This window comes from Nocardia stercoris, from assembly GCF_003696265.1.
GTDB classification, from domain to species: Bacteria; Actinomycetota; Actinomycetes; order Mycobacteriales; family Mycobacteriaceae; genus Nocardia; species Nocardia stercoris.
In genome coordinates, this window is the sequence record NZ_RFFH01000001.1 from 1,036,296 (window position 1) to 1,054,537 (window position 18,242).

Sequence of the window (18,242 nt, forward strand, 5' to 3'; positions counted from 1 at the left end):
GTTTCGAGAGCTTCACTCACCAGGTGGCGCATTTCGTATGCGCTGCGGTCTTGAGGAGAGGGACACATGTCTGTCGTAGTTTTCACGGTCGTGACTGTGGCGATTTTCGCCCTGCTCGGCCTCATCCAGCGGGGAGTGGAACGGCTGTGACGCAGAACATCATCGGATTGGTGCTGTCGGTCGGCGTCGCTGTCTATCTGGTCGCGGCGCTGCTGTTCCCGGAGAGGTTCTAGGTGAACTCCACTACTGCGGGGGTCGTGTTCGCGGCGGCCCTCATCATCGCGCTCGCGCTGGTACACATCCCCTTGGGCGACTACATGTACCGGGTCTACTCCGGTAACAAGCACTCACGCGTCGAACGTGTGGTCTACAAGCTCATCGGTGTGAAACCGGAGGTCGAGCAGAACTGGTCCACCTACGCCCGCAGCGTGCTGGCGTTCTCGGCGATCAGTGTCCTGCTCCTCTTCTTCCTGCAGTTGCTGCAGGACAAGCTGCCGCTGCACCTGACCAACCCGGGCACCACGATGACCGCGGACCTGGCCTGGAACACCGCGATCAGCTTTATGACCAACACCAACTGGCAGAGCTACGCCGGCGAGCAGACCATGGGCCACCTGGTTCAGATGGTCGGCCTGACCGTGCAGAACTTCGTGTCGGCTGCGGTCGGTATAGCGGTGGCGGTCGCGCTGGTCCGCGGTTTCGCCCGCAAGCGCACCTCGGACCTGGGCAACTTCTGGGTGGACCTGGTGCGGGGCACGATCCGCATCCTGCTGCCCTTCTGCCTGATCGCCGCGGTCGTGCTGATCGCGGGCGGCGTGATCGAGAACTTCCACCTCTACGACCAGGTGGCGCACACCGTCGGCAACGGCGGCACGCAGACCCTGCCGGCTGGCCCGGTCGCGAGCCAGGAAGCGCCGAAGCTGTTCGGCACCAACGGTGGTGGGTTCTTCAACGTGAACTCCGCGCACCCGTTCGAGAACCCGACGGCTTGGACGAACTTCATCGAGATCTTCCTGCTGCTGGCGATCAGTTTCTCGTTGCCGCGCACCTTCGGCCGGCTGGTCGGGAGCAAGAAGCAGGGTTACGCGATCCTGTCGGTGATGGGGACGCTGGCGCTGTTCTCGGTATTTCTGACCAACTTCTTCCAGCTGCACCACCACGGCACCGTGCCCACCGCGGTCGGCGCCGCCATGGAGGGTGTCGAAACCCGGTTCGGTGTCTCGGATTCGGCGACCTTCGCCACCGCCACGACGCTGACCTCCACCGGTGCGGTGGACTCCGCGCACGACTCGATGACCAGCACCGGCGGCATGATGGCGATGTTCAACATGCAGCTCGGTGAGGTGGCGCCCGGTGGTACCGGCTCCGGTCTCTACGGGATGCTGATTCTGGCGGTCATCACCGTGTTCGTCGCCGGTCTGATGGTCGGACGGACCCCGGAGTACCTGGGCAAGAAGATCACCCCGCGGGAGATCAAGCTGGCCGCGGCCTACTTCCTGACCACGCCGCTGATCGCACTGACCGGTGCCGCGGTCGCCATGGCGTTGCCCGGTGAGCGGGCCGCGATGGCGAACACGGGGGCGCACGGATTCTCGGAAGTGCTGTACGCCTTCACCTCCGCCGCCAACAACAACGGCTCGGCGTTCGCGGGTCTGTCCACCAACACCGTGTGGTGGAACACCGCGCTCGGTCTGGCCATGGTCTTCGGCCGTCTGGTGCCGATCATCTTTGTCCTGGCGCTGGCCGGATCGCTTGCCGCACAGGGGCACACGCCGGAATCGGCGGGGACGCTGCCCACCCACAAGCCGCAGTTCGTCGGCCTGGTCGCGGGTGTGACGGTCATCCTGGTCGCCCTCACCTTCCTGCCCGCGCTGGCGCTCGGGCCGCTCGCCGAAGGAATTCACTGACATGTCCACTCCGACAATCGATTCCGTGCCTTCGGCACAGGAACCCACACGCTCGGGGAACAAGGTGTCCTCGGGTCTGTTCGACCCGCAGCTGCTGGTGAAGTCGCTACCGGACGCATTGCGCAAGCTCGACCCGCGCACGCTGTGGCGCAACCCGGTCATGCTGATCGTCGAGATCGGCGCGGTGTGGTCGACGATCCTGGCGGTCCAGAAGCCGACCTTCTTCGGCTGGGCAACCGTGATCTGGCTGTGGCTGACCGTGGTGTTCGCCAACCTGGCCGAGGCCGTCGCCGAAGGTCGCGGCAAGGCGCAGGCCGACACCCTGCGCAAGGCCAAGACCGACACCGTGGCCCGCAAGTTCGCCGAATGGCATCCGGGTATCGCGACCCCGGTCGAGCTGAAAGTCGCCGCGGTGGAACTGCAGCGGGGCGATCACGTCGTGGTCGAAGCCGGCCAGGTCATCCCTGGTGACGGTGACGTGGTGGAAGGCATTGCGTCCGTGGACGAGTCGGCCATCACGGGTGAATCCGCGCCGGTGATCCGGGAATCCGGTGGTGACCGGTCCGCGGTCACCGGCGGCACCACGGTGCTGTCCGACCGGATCGTCGTGCGGATCACGCAGGAGCCCGGAAAGAGCTTCATCGACAAGATGATCGCGCTCGTCGAGGGCGCGAGCCGGCAGAAGACGCCGAACGAGATCGCGCTCAACATCCTGCTGGCCGCGCTGACCATCATCTTCGTATTCGCGGTCGCGACCCTGCAGCCGCTGGCGATCTTCGCCAAGGCGAGCAACCCGGGTGTGCCGGACAGCCTCGCGCTGGACTCGCACGGTGTGACCGGCATCGTCATGGTGTCGCTGCTGGTGTGCCTGATCCCGACCACGATCGGCGCACTGCTGTCGGCGATCGGGATCGCCGGCATGGACCGGCTGGTGCAGCGCAATGTGCTGGCCATGTCCGGGCGGGCCGTCGAGGCCGCCGGTGACGTGAACACGTTGCTGCTGGACAAGACCGGCACCATCACGCTCGGTAACCGACAGGCGGGCGACTTCGTCCCGGTGCCCGGTGTGGATGCCGCCGAATTGGCTGACGCCGCACAGCTTTCCAGCCTCGCGGACGAGACCCCGGAGGGTCGCTCGATCGTGGTGTTCGCCAAGTCGGCCTACGGCCTGCGGGAACGCACGACCGGTGAACTGCCCGGTGCCACCTGGGTGGAATTCACCGCGCAGACCCGCATGTCGGGTGTGGACCTGGCCGACGGGCATCAGCTGCGTAAGGGCGCGGCCGGTGCGGTCGTGGAATGGGTTCGGGGACAGGGCGGTTCGGTCCCGACCTCGGTGCACGGCATCGTCGACGGCATCTCGGCCTCCGGCGGGACACCACTGGTGGTCGCCGAGGTGAAGGGCGGAAAGGCGCGCCTGCTCGGGGTGATTCACCTCAAGGACGTCGTGAAGGCCGGTATGCGGGAACGTTTCGACGAGATGCGCCGGATGGGAATTCGCACGGTGATGATCACCGGTGACAACCCGTTGACCGCCAAGGCGATTGCCGAGGAGGCAGGCGTCGACGACTTCCTCGCCGAGGCCACCCCCGAGGACAAACTGGCCCTGATCCGCAAGGAGCAGGAGGGCGGCAAGCTGGTCGCGATGACCGGCGACGGCACCAACGACGCACCCGCGCTGGCCCAGGCCGACGTCGGTGTGGCCATGAACACCGGCACTTCGGCGGCCAAAGAGGCCGGCAACATGGTCGATCTGGACTCGGACCCGACCAAGCTGATCGAGATCGTCGAGATCGGCAAGCAATTGCTGATCACCCGCGGTGCGCTGACCACGTTCTCCATCGCCAACGACATCGCCAAGTACTTCGCCATCATTCCGGCGATGTTCGTGGCCATGTTCCCGGGTCTGGACGTGCTCAACATCATGCGGCTGCACAGTCCGCAGTCGGCGATCCTGTCCGCGGTGATCTTCAACGCGATCATCATCGTCATGCTGATCCCGCTGGCGCTGCGCGGTGTGAACTATCGCCCGTCCAGCGCGTCGAAACTGCTGAGCCGCAACCTCTACATCTACGGTCTCGGCGGCATCGTCGCCCCGTTCGTCGGCATCAAGCTGATCGACCTCGTCATCCAATTCTTCCCCGGGATGTCCTGATGCGTATGTCTAGTTGGATCCGCCAGCACCTGGCGGCCGTGCGGGCACTGCTCGTACTTACCGTGATCACCGGAATCATCTATCCGCTGGTGGTTTTCGGGATCGGGCAACTGCCCGGCCTGCGGGACAAGGCGAACGGTTCGCTGATCACCGCGAACGGGCAGATCGTCGGGTCCAGCCTGATCGGCCAGGCCTACACCGACGGGAAGGGCACCGCGCTGCCGCAGTACTTCCAGACCCGTCCGTCCAACGCGCAGCCTGCGGCTGTCGCACCCGCCACGTCGAGTGCGATCCCGGACGGCTACGACCCGACCAACTCCAGCTTCGGCAACCAGGGCCCGGAGAGCGTGGTCGACACCCTCGACGCGTCGGACCCGGCCAAGGACAAGTTCGCGCTGCTCACCACAGTGTGCCAGCGCAGCGCGGCGGTGGCGGCGCTGGAGAACGTGGACGGCAGCCGGCCGTTCTGCGCGGTCGACAGCGGGTCGGGTAACGCGTTCGGCTCGGTGCTGGCGGTGCTCGGCCCGCGCGACAGCAAGGGCAACGTGACGGCCCCGACCCAGGTGGTGAGCGTCAACCAGGCGTGCGCCGCCGACGGGAAGCCCGCCACGGTACCGTTCCTGGACACCTACGCGGGCGTGAAGGTCGTGTGTGCCACGCGGGGACAGGACTATTCGGCGGGGCTGATCGTGCCGATCAAGGGAAACGCCTCGGTGGACACTCCGGTACCGGCCGACGCGGTCACCGCTTCCGCTTCGGGTCTGGACCCGCAGATCTCGCCGCGGTACGCGGAGATCCAGGTGGCGAGGGTGGCTTCGGCCCGTGGCGTGTCGGAGGACAAGGTCCGGGCTTTGGTCGCCGGGCACACCTCCGGGCGGGCGCTGGGGTTCATGGGTGAGCCCGCGGTGAACGTGGTGGAGCTGAATGCGGATCTGGACAACCAGCTCCCTTACACCGCAGCGCCTTCCACGTCGGCGGCACCGACGACGTCTCCTGCACCGACGACGGTTCCCTCGACGTCGGCAGCTGCGACGCCGTCGGCGTCCAAGACCGCCACTCCTGCTGCGACTCCGACCACTCGCTAGGTCGTTCGCAGCGGCAGCCCGTCCTCCGGCCACGAGGGCGGGCTGCCGCCGTTCGTTCACGGTGGCGCACTGCGCTCATTCGGCTTGCTGCGCGGCAGCCCGTCCTCCGGTCTCGAGGGCGGCCTGCGGCCGTACAGTGCTGTGGCGCAACCGTTCAGCGGTCCGCGACGGCGTCGAGCACCGGTTTGATGTCGAGGATCGGGGTGCCGTTCAAGGCTTCGAGGCCGTCCACCGTGATCGTGGTGCCCGCGACAGCGGTCACGGTCACCTCGTGCAGGCCGATGGGGTTCGGGCGGTCGGGGGAGCGGGTGGCGAAGACGCCGGTCGGTGGGCGTTCGCGGTCACCGCGGGGGTGGACCGCCTGGGTGGTGCGATCGGCGCGGTCGAACCAGGTGAGGATCACGATCCGCATTCCCGGCCGGAGGTCGGCGGCGGCCGCGGCGTACTCCGGATCGAGGAGCAGCTCGGCGGGTGGGGCGCCCTCGTCGGCCTGCCGGGGTGCGTCGGCGCGGGCGGCCAGGACGGAACGAACGCGCCCAATGGGACGCACTTCGACGGCGGGGACAGGCGGGAACGACAAGATGCGGACTCCTGCTGCGAAAGCGATTGTGCCGGTGAACGTTACACCCGCTGAGTGAATGGACTCCGATGGGCGGGTTCGACGAGCCGGTCGCGATCACCGGGGCCAGCTCAGCCGCGGATGAGGAGGATCTTGCGGCCGGCCGGGCTCGTGGTGTCGGTGTAGCCGGTGCGTTCGGCCAGTGGCGCGGCGCAGGATCGGCGGTCGAAGATCGCGAGGGTGCCGTGGTCGAGGTCGAGGCGGTCGAGGTAGGAGTCGAGCTGGATCAGGCCGTCGTCGAGCGGGTCCGGTTCACCGTCGCGGCGGACCTTCAGCTCGATGGCCTCGCGCTGCCAGGCCCGTCGGCCGTCGGCATCGGTGTAGGGCTGGCGGACCAGCAGATCGACGCGCTTGTAGCCGAGACCGTATTCGCGGCCGATGTAACCGCCGCCGTTGACGACTCGCTGCAGGTAGGCCATGACGACCAACTGGACGGCGGCCTCGTGGTAGCCCTTCTTGATCAGCATGATCTCGCCGTTCTCTTTCCAGAAGGCGATGAATTCGGTGAGCAGCTTGTGCAGGTCGAGGCGGCCGTCGGGGAGCCGGAAGGCGCTGGGCTCCACGAAGATGTTGTGTTCGAGGGTCGCGGTGAGGACGCGGACGATGACCTCGTTGTAGATGGGGTTCGCGATCCGAATCGTCTTGCCGGGGGCGATAAGTCCCAGGTCTCGGACATAGCTCACCGAGTCGTCGTAGATGTCGTCGACGTCAAGTTCGGTTCCGGCCAGCAACGGTTCGAGGACCTGTCGGACCCGGGTGTCGGTCAACTTGTAGACCAAGGAGTCGAGATGGGTTGCGCGGGCAAGGATCAACCGTTCCTTGGCCTCGTCGATATGGTCGTCGGTGATGGTGCCCGCGATCTTCATGCGGCGGATCACCTCGGAGGCAAGCGCGTTCGTCAGCCAGGGTTGGCCTTTGGTGTAGTAGTACGCTAGATCGATTGCGCGGGTACTGAATTCCTGGCCAGTTGCGGCGGTATGTTGGCCGTAGAGGGCGGCCACTTCGTCGTAGGTGAAGTCGCCGAGGCGGATGGACTCGACCTTGATGTTGAACGGGCTCGCGGAACCCAGCCGGGGTTCTTCGCCGCCGGAGGCGACCTTGTAGTCGCGCACGTCGCGCAGGCCGCACAGGGCGATCGAATGAACGAAACGATCACGTGCGGTGTTGTACCCGGCACGCAGCTGGCGAAGGACACTTCGCAGGCTCTCGCCCTGGATCGAATCGATCTCGTCGAGGAAGAGGACCAGTGGGCGTCGGCATGTTTCCACCCAGGCCCGCAGAGCCCAGAGCAAGGCCGAGCCTGCTTCGGCGGCCGGCCACTCGTGTGGCGGCTGCGCATCGTCGGGCAACGAGTGCGCGGCCTCTCGACGCAGAACGTCGAGCAGCAGATTCTCGACGGCCGTATAGTCGTCTCCGAGCGGCTCCGCGACCTCGCAGCTGATGTACAGTGCGGCGACTTCTCCCTCAGCGGTCAGCTGGGACGCGAGTTGCAGCAGGCTCGTGCTCTTCCCCGACTGACGCGGCGCGTGGATCACGAAATACTCACCGTAGGTGATGTATTCGCGCGCGCCGACGAGTCGCTCAGCGGCCGGCAGCATGTAATGCCGGTTCGGCCAGCACGTTCCGGTGGTATTGAAGTACTTCACGGTCACTCCTGGATCCCTGCGTCGGTACACCAGCGGCCGTTTCAGCCCGCGGTCAGCCTACCCCGGTCGAACGTGTGAGCGGAGCGGGGAATCCGTGGGCGCGGGTAGTGCAGCGGTGGGTGCGGCCGAAGTGGGACACTGAATACGACAAAGCGGTCTAATCGGACATGGGTGTGACGATGACCAAGACGGACTTCAAGAAGACGCTCGATGCCTACCGGGCCGAGCGGAATCGGATCCGCATTCTGGACGTGCCGCCGATGCAATACCTGATGATCGACGGGCACGGGGATCCGAACTCGGCGCAGGACTTCGCCGACACGGTCGAGGCGCTGTATCCGGTGGCCTACAAGGTGAAGTTCGCCAGCAAGCAGGAGCTCGGCCGCGACTATGTCGTCATGCCGCTGGAGGGGCTGTGGTGGTCTTCCGATATGGCGAGTTTCACCGGGGCGCGGGACAAGTCACGCTGGGACTGGACGATGATGTCGATGGTGCCGGACTGGATCACCGGCGAGATGTTCGAAGCGGCGGTGGCGAAGGTGGGTGCCCGGAATCCGCCCGCGCGGCTGGACCGGCTGCGGCTGGAGACCCTGCGCGAGGGGCAGTGCGTGCAGACGCTGCACATCGGCCCCTTCGACGCCGAGGCCGCGATCCTGGAGCGGATGCACCACGAGTTCATTCCCGCCGCGGGATTGGCGATGACGGGCAAGCATCACGAGATCTATTTCAGCGACTTCCGCAAGACCGATCCCAGCCGGTTGCGGACCGTCCTGCGGCAGCCGGTCACCGCGACTGTGTGAGCGGCGCAACGGGATTCACCGCCGGTGCGGCCGCCGTCCGGCGCAAGCGTTGCCGAACAGCGGCCTTCGCGGAGATCAGGCCCCGACGGTGACCGGCAGTGCCGGGTTCGAGGTGTCGAGCACGTTGTAGGTCGCGGTCAGCGACAGGGTGCCGGCGCCGGGGCACCCGCTGCTGCCGCCGGAGCTGAGGCTGCTGCCCAGGTTGGAGCTGCCGGCGCCGCCACTGCCACTGACCTGCACCGGAAGCTGGGCGTTGGTGATCGACAGCGTCGACGGGCTACTGGTCGAGTTGGTGCCGTTCGACCAGGTGCCGTTCAGCGAGGCGGGGCCGTTCGTCGCGGTGGTGATGGTGCAGTTGACCAGGCCGGATACGGTGGCGACCGCGCCGTTCTGCGGAATGGTCAGGGTGCCGACGATCGGGCTGCCGTTCTGGAAGCTCATGGTCCAGTTGCCGGAGGTCGCGAAGGAGAGCTTCGCGATGCCGAGGTTGGCCGAACAGTTCTGCGCGACAGGCGAACCCAGCGACACGGTGACCGGGCCGGACGGGTTGGAGTTCCCTGGCGCGACGGGAATGGTGCCGGCGGCGGCGGAGAGCGTGCAGCTGCCGACGATGCCACCGACGTTGACGGTCAGCCCGCCGAACAACTGGGCGGAGAAGTTGTCACCCGCCGGTCCGATCGAGGTGCTCGGCAATACGGCGGCGGTGGTAGCGGTCGGTACCGCGTTCGCGGGGGTGGAAGCGCACAGCGCGGCGGCTGCGGCAGCGCAGCCGGCGGTGGCCGCCAGGGTCTTGGTGAGGGTGTTGCCGTGGCGCATGCTTGCCTTTCGAAGATATCCGGCCGAGTGTTCGGGGTCGGCAGGCAGCAGCGTAATGCGGTCCGGCGGTACATAGGGGAGGTTTCGGGCACCCGGGCGCAATTGTGAAGTGTTAATACTTCAATATCCGCCGCCTGTGTCCGGTCACACCGATTCGGATGTGCTGCCGTGAGGTTCGGGCACCGTCAGCTGCAGGGCACCCGGTACGGCGTCGAAGGCGTTGTGGATCCCGGTGATCAACGCCCCGCGCCCGCCCGCCCCGTCGCCCGCCACCCAGTGCCGCGCGGCGACACTCCAGCATGTGGTGGTGAGCTCGGCGAGTATGCGCGGGCGCAGGTCCGCGGGATCCGGGCCCGTCGCGCCGATGAGCCTGGCGACCACCTCTTGCTCGATACCCGAACGCCGGTAATCGATCTCGCCGAGCAGCGCCGGCGCGGTGAGTGCCAGGCGGCGCGTGGCGATATAGCGGGAATCCCAATCCGGCGGCAGTGCTTCGGCTCCCGCGATCAGCGCGTCCCGCAGATGATCCAGGACCGGTCCGTTCGGTGGCCGTTCATCCAGCGCGGCAAGGTAGTTCGCCCACAGCTCGGTCTCGGCCTCGACGGCGGCGGCCTCCTTGGTGGCGAAGACGCGGAAGAAGGTGCTGCGCGACACCTCGGCCTCGTCGACCAACTGCTCCACGGTAGTGCGATCGAAACCGTGCTCGGTGAACAGCCGCAAGGCCGCGTCGGCCAGCGCGCGGCGGGTGCGCAGTCGCTTGCGTTCCCGCAGGGGCAGTGATCGGTCGTCGGGCTCCATACGCGAGATCCTATCTCGAACGAGCTCAAGTATCGAACGAAACTAGGTTCAATTTGGGACTTGAAACTTTTTGAGACTGAGTGTCAAAATGATGGCAGCAATCGAACAAGGAGCCCGACATGACCATCACCCTGAACCCGTCGATCATCGGCCAGGCCGAGAAGCACCACACCGCGGTCCTGGCTCGTGCCCTGGCCGGCACCACCCTCGACGAGAAGCAGTGGATCACCCTGAACGTCGCCTCGGCGGCCGGCGAACCGATCGACGCGGTCGCGCACACCGCGAAGGTCGCCACCATGACGCAAATCGCTCCCGCCGATGTCGCGGCGGCGCTGGACGCCCTGGTCGACGCCGATCTGATGCGCCGCGACCGCGACCGGGTCGAGGTCACCGCCGCCGGCAGCGAGACCGTCGGCCGGATTCGCGCCGTCTCCGGCGACATCGTCACGCGCGCCTACGGTGCGGTCGCACCGGAAGAACTGGCCGTCGCGGCCCGGGTGCTCAGCACCATCACCGCGCGCCTCGCCGCGGAACTCGCCGCCTGAGCCACGGATTGACTCTCACATCATGTGAGGGCGCAGACTCGGGGCCGTGGCCGACACCTCGACACTGATGTCCATCGGAAGCTTTTCCTCGCTCAGCAGGATCAGCGTCCGGATGCTGCGGCACTACGACGCCGCCGGAGTTCTCACCCCGGCGACGGTCGACAGTGTCAGCGGATACCGCTGGTACTCGCCGGATCAACTCGGCGCCGCCGGCCGGATCCGGCAGCTACGGGACGTCGGCTTCGGCGTGTCCGCCATCGGAGCCCTGCTCGCCGTCCACGGCACACCCGCGTACGCCGCCGCGCTGCGATCGCAGCGCGCGGCACTCGTCGACGAAGCCGCCGCGGCCAAGCACCGGCTGGCCCTGATCGAGCGCATGCTCGACCGAGACATCTGGGAGAACGACATGTCCGACATCGACATCCAACTCGTCGACCTGCCCGCGCAGACGCTGGTGACCCTGCGCGGCACCCTGCCCGGCTACGCCGCCGAAGGGCAGCTCTGGGCGCGGTTCGTGCCCGAACTCCAGCGGCAGGGCATCACCGGGCACGGCCCCGGTGGCTGCATCGAGCACGACGGAGAATTCCGCGACGGCGAGGTCGAGGAATCGGTCTTCGTCGAGGTCCCGGCCGGCACCGAGGCCGCCGCGCCGCTCACCGCGCTGCACTTCCCGGCCCGCCGGGCCGTATCGGCGACGGTGACCGGGCCGTTCGCCGAGGTCATTCCGCAGGCTCACGAGCGGATCGCCCGCTTCGTGGCCGAGCACGGGCTGAAGCGGGACCGGATCGACGACGACCCGGCGACCCACCACTACAACGTCTACCTCAACGACCCGAGTCAGGTCGCGGAGTCGGAGACGAAGATCTCGGTGATCGTCCCGGTCGCGGGATAACCCGAAAACGCATGGTGGCCACCCGAATTCGGGTGGCCACCATGCGTTCGCCGCTAGCTGCTCAGCGCGCTGCCCTGTTTCCAGTCGTCCCACGACAGCGTCCAGTCGCCGTTGTCCCAGACCTGCAGCGGCGGGCCGCCGGTGTTGTGGACCTCGACCACGTCGCCGGGGATCGACCAGTTGTAGAACCAGCTCGCGTTGTCCTGGTTCAGGTTCAGGCAGCCGTGCGAGGTGTTGTAGCTACCCTGCGCACCCACCGTGCTGTCGAGTTCGTGCAGGTAGATGCCGTCGTTGCTGATCCGGGTGGCCCACGGGATGGCCTCCTTGTAGCCCAGCCGGGAATTGACCGGCAGGCCGTAGGAGGACGAGTCCATGATCACCGGGTTGCCCTTGTCCATCACCGTGTAGGTGCCGGGCATGGTCCAGAAACTGAAGGTCTTGCCGGCGATCACCTCGGTGCCGCCGCGGCCCATCGAGGTCGGCATGGTGCGGACCAGCTGGCCGTTGTCGTACACCTCGACCTGGTGGGTGTTGTCGTCGGCGATGGCCACGTGCGCGTTGCCGATCTGGAACGAGACCTTCGAGTCCTCCTGGCCGTACATGCCCGGGCCGACCTCTGCGCCGAAGATGTTGGCGGCCGCGGTGATCTTGGTGCCCGGCGCCCAGTACTTCTCCGGGCGGAAGTGCGCGTTGCGGTCGTCCACCCAGTACCAGGACCCGCCCTGCGGCGGATCGGAGGTCACCGCGAGCCGGCGCTCCGCGGCGGCCTTGTCGGCGATCGGCTCGTCGAAGTGCGCGACCACGACCGTGCCGACACCGTAGGTGCCGCCGTCGGCGATCAGCGACGTGCTGGTCAGCGTCAGGTAGGCCTTGGTCTGGTTGCGCGGGGTGATCGTGGTGAACGTCGTCGTCGACGGACCGGTCGTCCCGGTCAGCGACAGACCCGACGCCTTCACCGTGTAGGTGTGCCCGTACCCGAGGGGCGCGGTGGGCTTCCACACCGTCTTGTCCGGGGTGAGGATGCCGTCGACCGACTTGCCCTGCTCGTTGGTCAGGGACACATCGGTGAGGATGCCATCGGACGTACTGACCTGGATCTTCCCGAGCGGGTCGACATCGGTGTTGCCGTCCCCGGGTGTCACGGTGATGGTGGGGCCGGGCTTGGCGGCGACGGGTGCCGGGTGTGACGGAGCCTTCGACGACGAGCACGCCGCCATCGTCACCGCCAGGACGACGGACACCAACGCGACACCGAGACGGTGGCGACGACCTGACATCTTCTCCTGCGCTTCCCCTCGTGTACGGCCGGTTGTGATCGGCCGCACACCATTCGACACGTGATTCGAAGTCAGTCTACGGCGCGTTTGGGCCATCCGGCATTCGAGGTACACCGCCCGCCCACGCGAGCGAACGACAATGCCGCCGTTTTCGTTGCTTGCCGGTAGCCTGGCCGACTGTGCACCTGAAGAGCCTGACGTTGAAGGGGTTCAAGTCCTTCGCGTCCGCGACCACGCTCCGGTTCGAGCCGGGGATCACCTGTGTCGTGGGTCCCAATGGCTCGGGTAAGTCGAACGTGCTCGACGCGCTGACCTGGGTGATGGGTGAGCAGGGCGCGAAAGCCCTGCGTGGCGGCAAGATGCAGGACGTCATCTTCGCCGGGACCTCCGGCCGGGCGCCGCTGGGGCGCGCCGAGGTCACCCTCACCATCGACAACTCCGACGGCGCGCTGCCCATCGACTACGCGGAGGTGTCGATCACCCGTCGCCTGTTCCGCGACGGCGCCGGTGAATACGAGATCAACGGCAGCACCTGCCGGCTGATGGACGTCCAGGAACTGCTGTCGGACTCCGGAATCGGCCGCGAGATGCACGTGATCGTCGGCCAGGGACAGCTTTCGGCAATTCTGGAATCGCGGCCGGAGGACCGCCGCGCCTTCATCGAGGAGGCGGCGGGCGTGCTCAAGCACCGGCGCCGCAAGGAGAAGGCGGTCCGCAAGCTCGAGGCCATGCAGGCCAATCTCGCCCGGCTCAACGACCTGACCTCCGAATTGCGCCGGCAGCTCAAGCCGCTGGGCCGGCAGGCCGAGGTGGCCCGCCGGGCGGCCACGGTGCAGGCCGAACTGCGCGATGCCCGCCTCCGGCTCGCGGCCGACGACCTGGTCGCCCGCCGCCGCGACCTGGAGAGTCAGCAGAGCAAGGAGGCCTACGCCCGCGAACAGCAGGTCACCGTGCAGGCGGAGCTGGACGCGGCCAATGCCGCACTCGCGCACCAGGAATACGAGCTCTCCCGGCTGAACCCGGGGGCCGAGGCGGCCGCCCAGACCTGGTTCCAGCTCTCGGCGCTGGTGGAACGGGTCAACGCCACGATCCGGATCGCGCAGGACCGCGCCCGCAACCTCGCCGTCGTGCAGCAGGTCGGTTCCGGCCGCGACCCCGAACAGCTCGAGGCCGAGGCCGACCGGGTGCAGGCCGAGGAGGCCGAACTGCTCGAGGCGGTCGAAATCGCCACGGAGACACTGGAATCCGCGCGTGACATGTTGCACGAGCGGGAGCAGGCCGCCCGGGCCGCAGAGCAGGCGCATCTGGCCGCGGTACGGGCCATCGCCGACCGCCGCGAGGGCATGGCGCGGCTGGCCGGACAGGTCGACACGCTGCGCAGCCGCGCGCAGTCCGCCGACACCGAGATCGCCCGGATGTCGGCCGGACTCACCGAGTCCCGGCGCCGCGGCGCCGAGGCCGACGCCGAATTCGAGTCGGTGCAGGGCGAACTCGATGAACTCGAGGCCGCCGAGGAGAGCCTGGACACCGCCTACGAGCACGCCGCCTCCGCGCTGGAGCAGGCCGAGGCCCGGGTGGCCGAGCTGCGTGCGGCCGACCGCGAGGCCAGCAAGAAGGTGGCCTCGCTGTCCGCTCGCATCGAGGCATTGGCCATGGGCGCGGTGCGCAAGGACGGCGGCGCCTGGCTCGCCGAGCACGCGACCGCCGGTCTGCTCGGCCCGCTGTCGGGAGAGTTGAAGGTACACAACGGTTTCGAGGTCGCGGTGGCCGCCGCGCTGGGACCGCTGGCGGACGCGGTGACCGCGGAGTCGGCGGCGTCGGCCCGGTCGGCGGTGCAGGCGCTCAAGGACGGCGACGGCGGGCGCGCGGCGCTGGTGTTCGGCTCCACGCCGGGCGCCGCCCGCGACGCCGGTCCCGCGCCGGCCGGATCGCAGTGGTTGCGGGAGGTGCTGGACTGTCCCGCCGACCTGCGCGGCGCCCTCGACGCGCTCGCCGCCGGCACCGTGGTGGTCGCCGATCTCGAAGCGGCGCACCAGGTTCTGGCCACCGGGCCGCACCTGCGGGTGGTGACCCGCCAGGGTGATCTGGCCGGGACCGGCTGGGTACTGGGCGGCTCCGATCGGGTGCCCAGCCGGCTGGAGATCCAAGCCGATATCGACGCCGCCACAGTCGAATTGGAGTCCTGGCAGCGGCAGGCCGCGGAGTTCGAGGCCGCGCTGTCGGGTGCGGTCGCCGAGCAGGCCGACCGCAAGGAGGCCGCCGACCACGCGCTGCTGGCCCTGCACGAATCCGACCAGTCGCTGCTCGGCATCTACGACCGCCTGGGCCGGCTCGGCGAAACCGCCCGCCGCGCGCACACCGAGGCCGAACGCCTCGCCGAACAGCGGACCGAGGCCGAAGCCGCCCGGACCACCATGCTGGAACAGCTGGCCGAACTCGAGGACCGCCTCGCCCATGCGGAATCGCTGCAGTCCCAGCAGGATTCGCATGCCGACGCCGGAACCGAGACCGCCGGGCAGCAGCGGGAGGACGCCGCCGCCGCGCTCGCCGAGGCGCGCGCCGTGGAGGTCGAGGCCCGGCTGGCCGTCCGCACCGCCGAGGAACGCGCGGAATCGGTTCGCGGCAAAGCAGATTCGCTGCGCCGCGCCGCCCGCGCGGAACGGGAGAACCGGGCCCGCGCGGAACGCGCGCAGAGCGCCCGCCGGCTCGCCGCCGAGGTCGCCGCCACCGTCGCCGAATCGGCGACACAGGTGGCCGCCGAGCTGGAAACCCTGGTGGCGCAGGCGGCTTCGCGCCGCGACGAACTCGTGCGCCGCCGCACCGACGTCGCCGCCGCCGTCGAACAGGTCAAGGAACGCAGCCGGGCACTGACCGCCCAGCTCGCCCAGCTCACCGACGCCGTGCATCGCGACGAGGTCGCCCGCGCGGAGGCGAAACTGCGGATCGAACAGCTGGAGAGCACCATCTCCGACCAGTTCGGAATCGCGCTCGACGACCTGATCAGCGAATACGGCCCGGACGTCCCCATGCCGCCGTCGGCGCAGGAACTCGCCGAATACGAGCAGGCCCGCGAACGTGGCGAGCAGGTCACCGAACCGCAGCCGATGCCCTACGACCGGCCCACCCAGGAGCGGCGAGCCAAGCGCGCCGAGAAGGACATCGCCACCCTCGGCAAGGTGAATCCCCTTGCGCTGGAAGAGTTCGCGGCCCTCGAGGAGCGCTACAACTTCCTGGCCACCCAGCTCGAGGACGTGAAGAAGGCCCGCCAGGACCTGCTGGACGTGGTGGCCGAGGTCGACGCCCGGATCCTGCAGGTGTTCACCGAGGCCTACGAGGATGTGGCGCGTGAGTTCGTGCAGGTGTTCACCACGCTGTTCCCCGGCGGCGAGGGGCGGCTCGTGCTCACCGACCCCGCCGACATGCTGACCACCGGCGTCGAGGTCGAGGCCCGGCCGCCGGGCAAGAAGGTGAAGCGGCTCTCGCTGCTCTCAGGTGGCGAGAAGTCGCTGACCGCGGTTGCCTTGCTGGTGGCCATCTTCCGTGCCCGCCCGTCCCCGTTCTACGTGATGGACGAGGTGGAGGCGGCGTTGGACGACACCAACCTGCGCCGGCTGATCAGCCTGTTCGAGCAGCTGCGGGAGAAGTCCCAGCTGATCGTCATCACCCACCAGAAGCCGACCATGGAGATCGCCGACGCGCTCTACGGCGTCAGCATGCGGGGCGACGGGATCACCCAGGTGATCTCGCAGCGGCTGCGCGGGGAGAACCTGGTCGGCGCGCAAGCCTGAGCCGGTCCGTTCGGTTCGGGCACGTGCTACGGTCCGGCCATGGCATACGGTGCTCCGGGGCAGTATCCAGGGGGCGGGGCGAATCCTGACGGCGCGCCGCGGAAACCGTCCACCACCGATGTCGTGGTGGCGGCCGTGCTGCTCGTGGTCGCCTGGGCGGGCACGCTGGGCGCCGGGGTCGCCGGACTGTTCGTCTTCGCCTTCGCCGACTACTGCCCACCCGAAACCTGTAGTACCGACCGGGCTTTCGGTCGCCTGCTGGTCGCGGCGGGAGTGGTCGGGGTGCTGCTGGTGGGCGGTACCGCGGGGGTGGTCGTACAGGGGGTCCGGCGGCGTCGCGCCTGGCCGATTGCCGCGATCGTGTTGGCCGGTTGCGTGGTGGGCTGCGTGGCCGGCCTGGTCGGCGCGGCGTCCGCGCTGGGTTTCGGTTCGGCGTCCTGACTCACCGGGTCGGCATCGGGCCCTTGCAGGCGTCGGCGCCGTCGGTCAGACCGGCCCGGTAGGCCTCGACGCGGGTGTAGCCCGAGCCCTGGCGATCGGTGTCGCCGTTGCCGCGGAAGGTGAGCAGCGCGGTCAGTGCCTTGTCGAGGTCGCCGGGCGACATGCGCAGTGTGCTGCGCGGGCGGTTCTCCAGCAGCACGCTGGCGGCCCAGGCGCCGGCGTAGCAGTCGCCGCGCAGCGAGGCGGTGCGATCGTCAGAGGTGTCGCCGTCGCGGGCGTTGACGGCCAGGCCGTACTGCGTCGCGAGCAGCGTGGCGACCGCGAAATCGCCTCCCTCGGTGTAGAACTCGGGCATCGCGCCGGTGGCGTCGTAGCCGATGTAGTTGTCGGGGACGCAGTAGAACAGGCTGTAACCGGTGGTCGGGGCGCCACCGCAGGCCGGGGCGTCGTGGGCGTCGAATCCGCGCAACTGCCGCACCGGGGTCCACGGTGTGCCGGTCAGTTCCGGATAGACCGCGTGCCAATAGTCCTCGAGGTCGGCGGGCGCCAGCTGCAGCACCTGGTCGTACGGGGCGTTACCCCCCTCGGCGGCGTCCTGCTGGGAGCGGAACGGTAGCTCGACGACGCCGGGGGAGCCGTCGCGGTAGTCCTTGCACGCGCCCGGGCCGCCGTCGAAACCGGTCTGGAAGGAGTTCACCCGGTCGAATCCGCTGCCGTGCGCGGACGGATCGGTGCGGTCGGTACCGGGTTCGTCGCGCAGGGACAGGAAGCCGGCCAACGCGTTGTCCAGGTCGCCGGGTTGCAGGTGGAACACGCTGTCGCCGGCGGCCACGTGCGCGGCCCAGGCACCGGCGAAGCAGTCGGCCTGGATCTCGCGGGTCACGGTGATGCCCTGGAAATGCGCGCGGGCCTGGACCGCGTGTCCCCATTCGTGGGCGAGCACCACCGGGACGACGAAATCGCCGAACTTCCGGCGCAGGTCCGGGAGCAGGCCCGCCACGTCCCAGGCCACGTCGTCGGAGTCCGCGCAGTAGAAGGCGTTGCCGGCGATGTCGGCCGCCGACTTCGCGCACGGCGGCAACGGTCCGGTCGATGGGTCGACGGCGTAGAAACCGCCCTCGACCGGGGTGTACGGCCGGCCGTACACCGCCGGGAACTGCTCGGACCAGTAATGCTGCAGATCGTCGATGGCCTGCGCGGCGATCACGTTGACCGGGTCGTGCGGGTCGCCGTGGACGGTCGCGGGGGTGGTGCGCTGCGCCGGTCCGCCGATATGCGCCGAGCACGCCGCAGCGGCCAGGACGAGGGTCACGACAGCGGCGGCACGGCAGGTCCGGTGCATAGCCGAAATGTAGCTCGAAGGGCTCGGAAGGGGTGTGGCGGCGAGCCGCGCGCTCGCTCCGAATCCGGTTCCAATCGATTCGCAATCACCGGTGGTTATGGTCGCGACTCCGTCATCGGAGTAGTTCGCGG

General features: G+C 68.4%; 14 protein-coding genes and 1 pseudogene. 9 read left to right on the top strand and 6 right to left on the bottom strand.

Going from position 1 to position 18,242, the window contains the following annotated elements:
- Positions 1-146: 146 nt before the first annotated feature.
- The 4 genes and pseudogenes from kdpF to EBN03_RS04720 all read left to right on the top strand — a co-directional run.
- Positions 147-233: a K(+)-transporting ATPase subunit F gene (gene kdpF / locus EBN03_RS35755; protein WP_122186524.1), complete on the top strand. Its 87-nt coding sequence runs from the start codon at positions 147-149 to the stop codon at positions 231-233.
- A complete protein-coding gene (gene kdpA / locus EBN03_RS04710) occupies positions 234-1,907 on the top strand; it encodes a potassium-transporting ATPase subunit KdpA (protein ID WP_122186525.1) in 1,674 nt (557 codons plus the stop codon). It abuts the gene before it with no gap.
- A gap of 1 nt (position 1,908) precedes the next feature.
- On the top strand, positions 1,909-4,062 hold the full coding sequence (gene kdpB, locus EBN03_RS04715) for a potassium-transporting ATPase subunit KdpB (protein ID WP_122186526.1): 2,154 nt from the start codon (positions 1,909-1,911) through the stop codon (positions 4,060-4,062).
- Positions 4,062-5,015, top strand: a pseudogene (locus EBN03_RS04720) (potassium-transporting ATPase subunit C); the annotation flags it as partial. The gene kdpB and the pseudogene EBN03_RS04720, both read left to right, overlap by 1 nt.
- Before the next feature lie 286 nt (positions 5,016-5,301).
- On the opposite strand, the gene tsaA reads toward EBN03_RS04720, so the two are convergent.
- The gene (gene tsaA, locus EBN03_RS04725) at positions 5,302-5,727 is read right to left on the bottom strand and encodes a tRNA (N6-threonylcarbamoyladenosine(37)-N6)-methyltransferase TrmO (protein WP_199742585.1); all 426 of its coding nucleotides are present in this window, start codon (positions 5,725-5,727) and stop codon (positions 5,302-5,304) included.
- A 110-nt stretch (positions 5,728-5,837) separates the two neighbouring features.
- Positions 5,838-7,412: an ATP-binding protein gene (locus EBN03_RS04730; protein ID WP_199742586.1), complete on the bottom strand. Its 1,575-nt coding sequence runs from the start codon at positions 7,410-7,412 to the stop codon at positions 5,838-5,840.
- Positions 7,413-7,591: 179 nt separating this feature from the next.
- Between EBN03_RS04730 and EBN03_RS04735 the strand changes: the two genes are divergently transcribed.
- Positions 7,592-8,212: a GyrI-like domain-containing protein gene (locus tag EBN03_RS04735; protein ID WP_122186826.1), complete on the top strand. Its 621-nt coding sequence runs from the start codon at positions 7,592-7,594 to the stop codon at positions 8,210-8,212.
- A 75-nt stretch (positions 8,213-8,287) separates the two neighbouring features.
- Here EBN03_RS04735 and EBN03_RS04740 read toward each other — a convergent pair whose 3' ends face one another.
- Both EBN03_RS04740 and EBN03_RS04745 read right to left on the bottom strand, forming a co-directional pair.
- Positions 8,288-9,028 carry a hypothetical protein gene (locus EBN03_RS04740; protein ID WP_122186529.1) on the bottom strand — a complete coding sequence of 247 codons (741 nt, stop codon included), beginning with the start codon at positions 9,026-9,028 and terminating at the stop codon, positions 8,288-8,290.
- 144 nt (positions 9,029-9,172) lie between these two features.
- Positions 9,173-9,826 (bottom strand): TetR family transcriptional regulator, encoded by a 654-nt coding sequence (locus EBN03_RS04745; protein WP_122186530.1) that lies wholly within the window; start codon positions 9,824-9,826, stop codon positions 9,173-9,175.
- Between the two features lie 119 nt (positions 9,827-9,945).
- Here EBN03_RS04745 and EBN03_RS04750 point away from each other — a divergent pair, with 119 nt between their 5' ends.
- Positions 9,946-10,371 carry a hypothetical protein gene (locus EBN03_RS04750; protein WP_122186531.1) on the top strand — a complete coding sequence of 142 codons (426 nt, stop codon included), beginning with the start codon at positions 9,946-9,948 and terminating at the stop codon, positions 10,369-10,371.
- Between the two features lie 46 nt (positions 10,372-10,417).
- Positions 10,418-11,263: a MerR family transcriptional regulator gene (locus tag EBN03_RS04755; RefSeq protein ID WP_122186532.1), complete on the top strand. Its 846-nt coding sequence runs from the start codon at positions 10,418-10,420 to the stop codon at positions 11,261-11,263.
- A gap of 53 nt (positions 11,264-11,316) precedes the next feature.
- Here the strand turns inward: EBN03_RS04755 and EBN03_RS04760 are convergent, their stop codons facing one another.
- Positions 11,317-12,540 (bottom strand): L,D-transpeptidase, encoded by a 1,224-nt coding sequence (locus EBN03_RS04760; protein ID WP_122186827.1) that lies wholly within the window; start codon positions 12,538-12,540, stop codon positions 11,317-11,319.
- A 179-nt stretch (positions 12,541-12,719) separates the two neighbouring features.
- On the opposite strand from EBN03_RS04760, the gene smc reads away from it, so the two are divergent.
- Both smc and EBN03_RS04770 read left to right on the top strand, forming a co-directional pair.
- Positions 12,720-16,328 carry a chromosome segregation protein SMC gene (gene smc, locus EBN03_RS04765; RefSeq protein WP_122186533.1) on the top strand — a complete coding sequence of 1,203 codons (3,609 nt, stop codon included), beginning with the start codon at positions 12,720-12,722 and terminating at the stop codon, positions 16,326-16,328.
- Between the two features lie 39 nt (positions 16,329-16,367).
- On the top strand, positions 16,368-16,769 hold the full coding sequence (locus tag EBN03_RS04770) for a hypothetical protein (protein WP_122186534.1): 402 nt from the start codon (positions 16,368-16,370) through the stop codon (positions 16,767-16,769).
- A gap of 1 nt (position 16,770) precedes the next feature.
- Here the strand turns inward: EBN03_RS04770 and EBN03_RS04775 are convergent, their stop codons facing one another.
- Entirely contained in the window at positions 16,771-18,111 is a 1,341-nt protein-coding gene (locus EBN03_RS04775; protein WP_122186535.1) for a neutral zinc metallopeptidase, read from the bottom strand.
- Positions 18,112-18,242 lie beyond the last annotated feature (131 nt).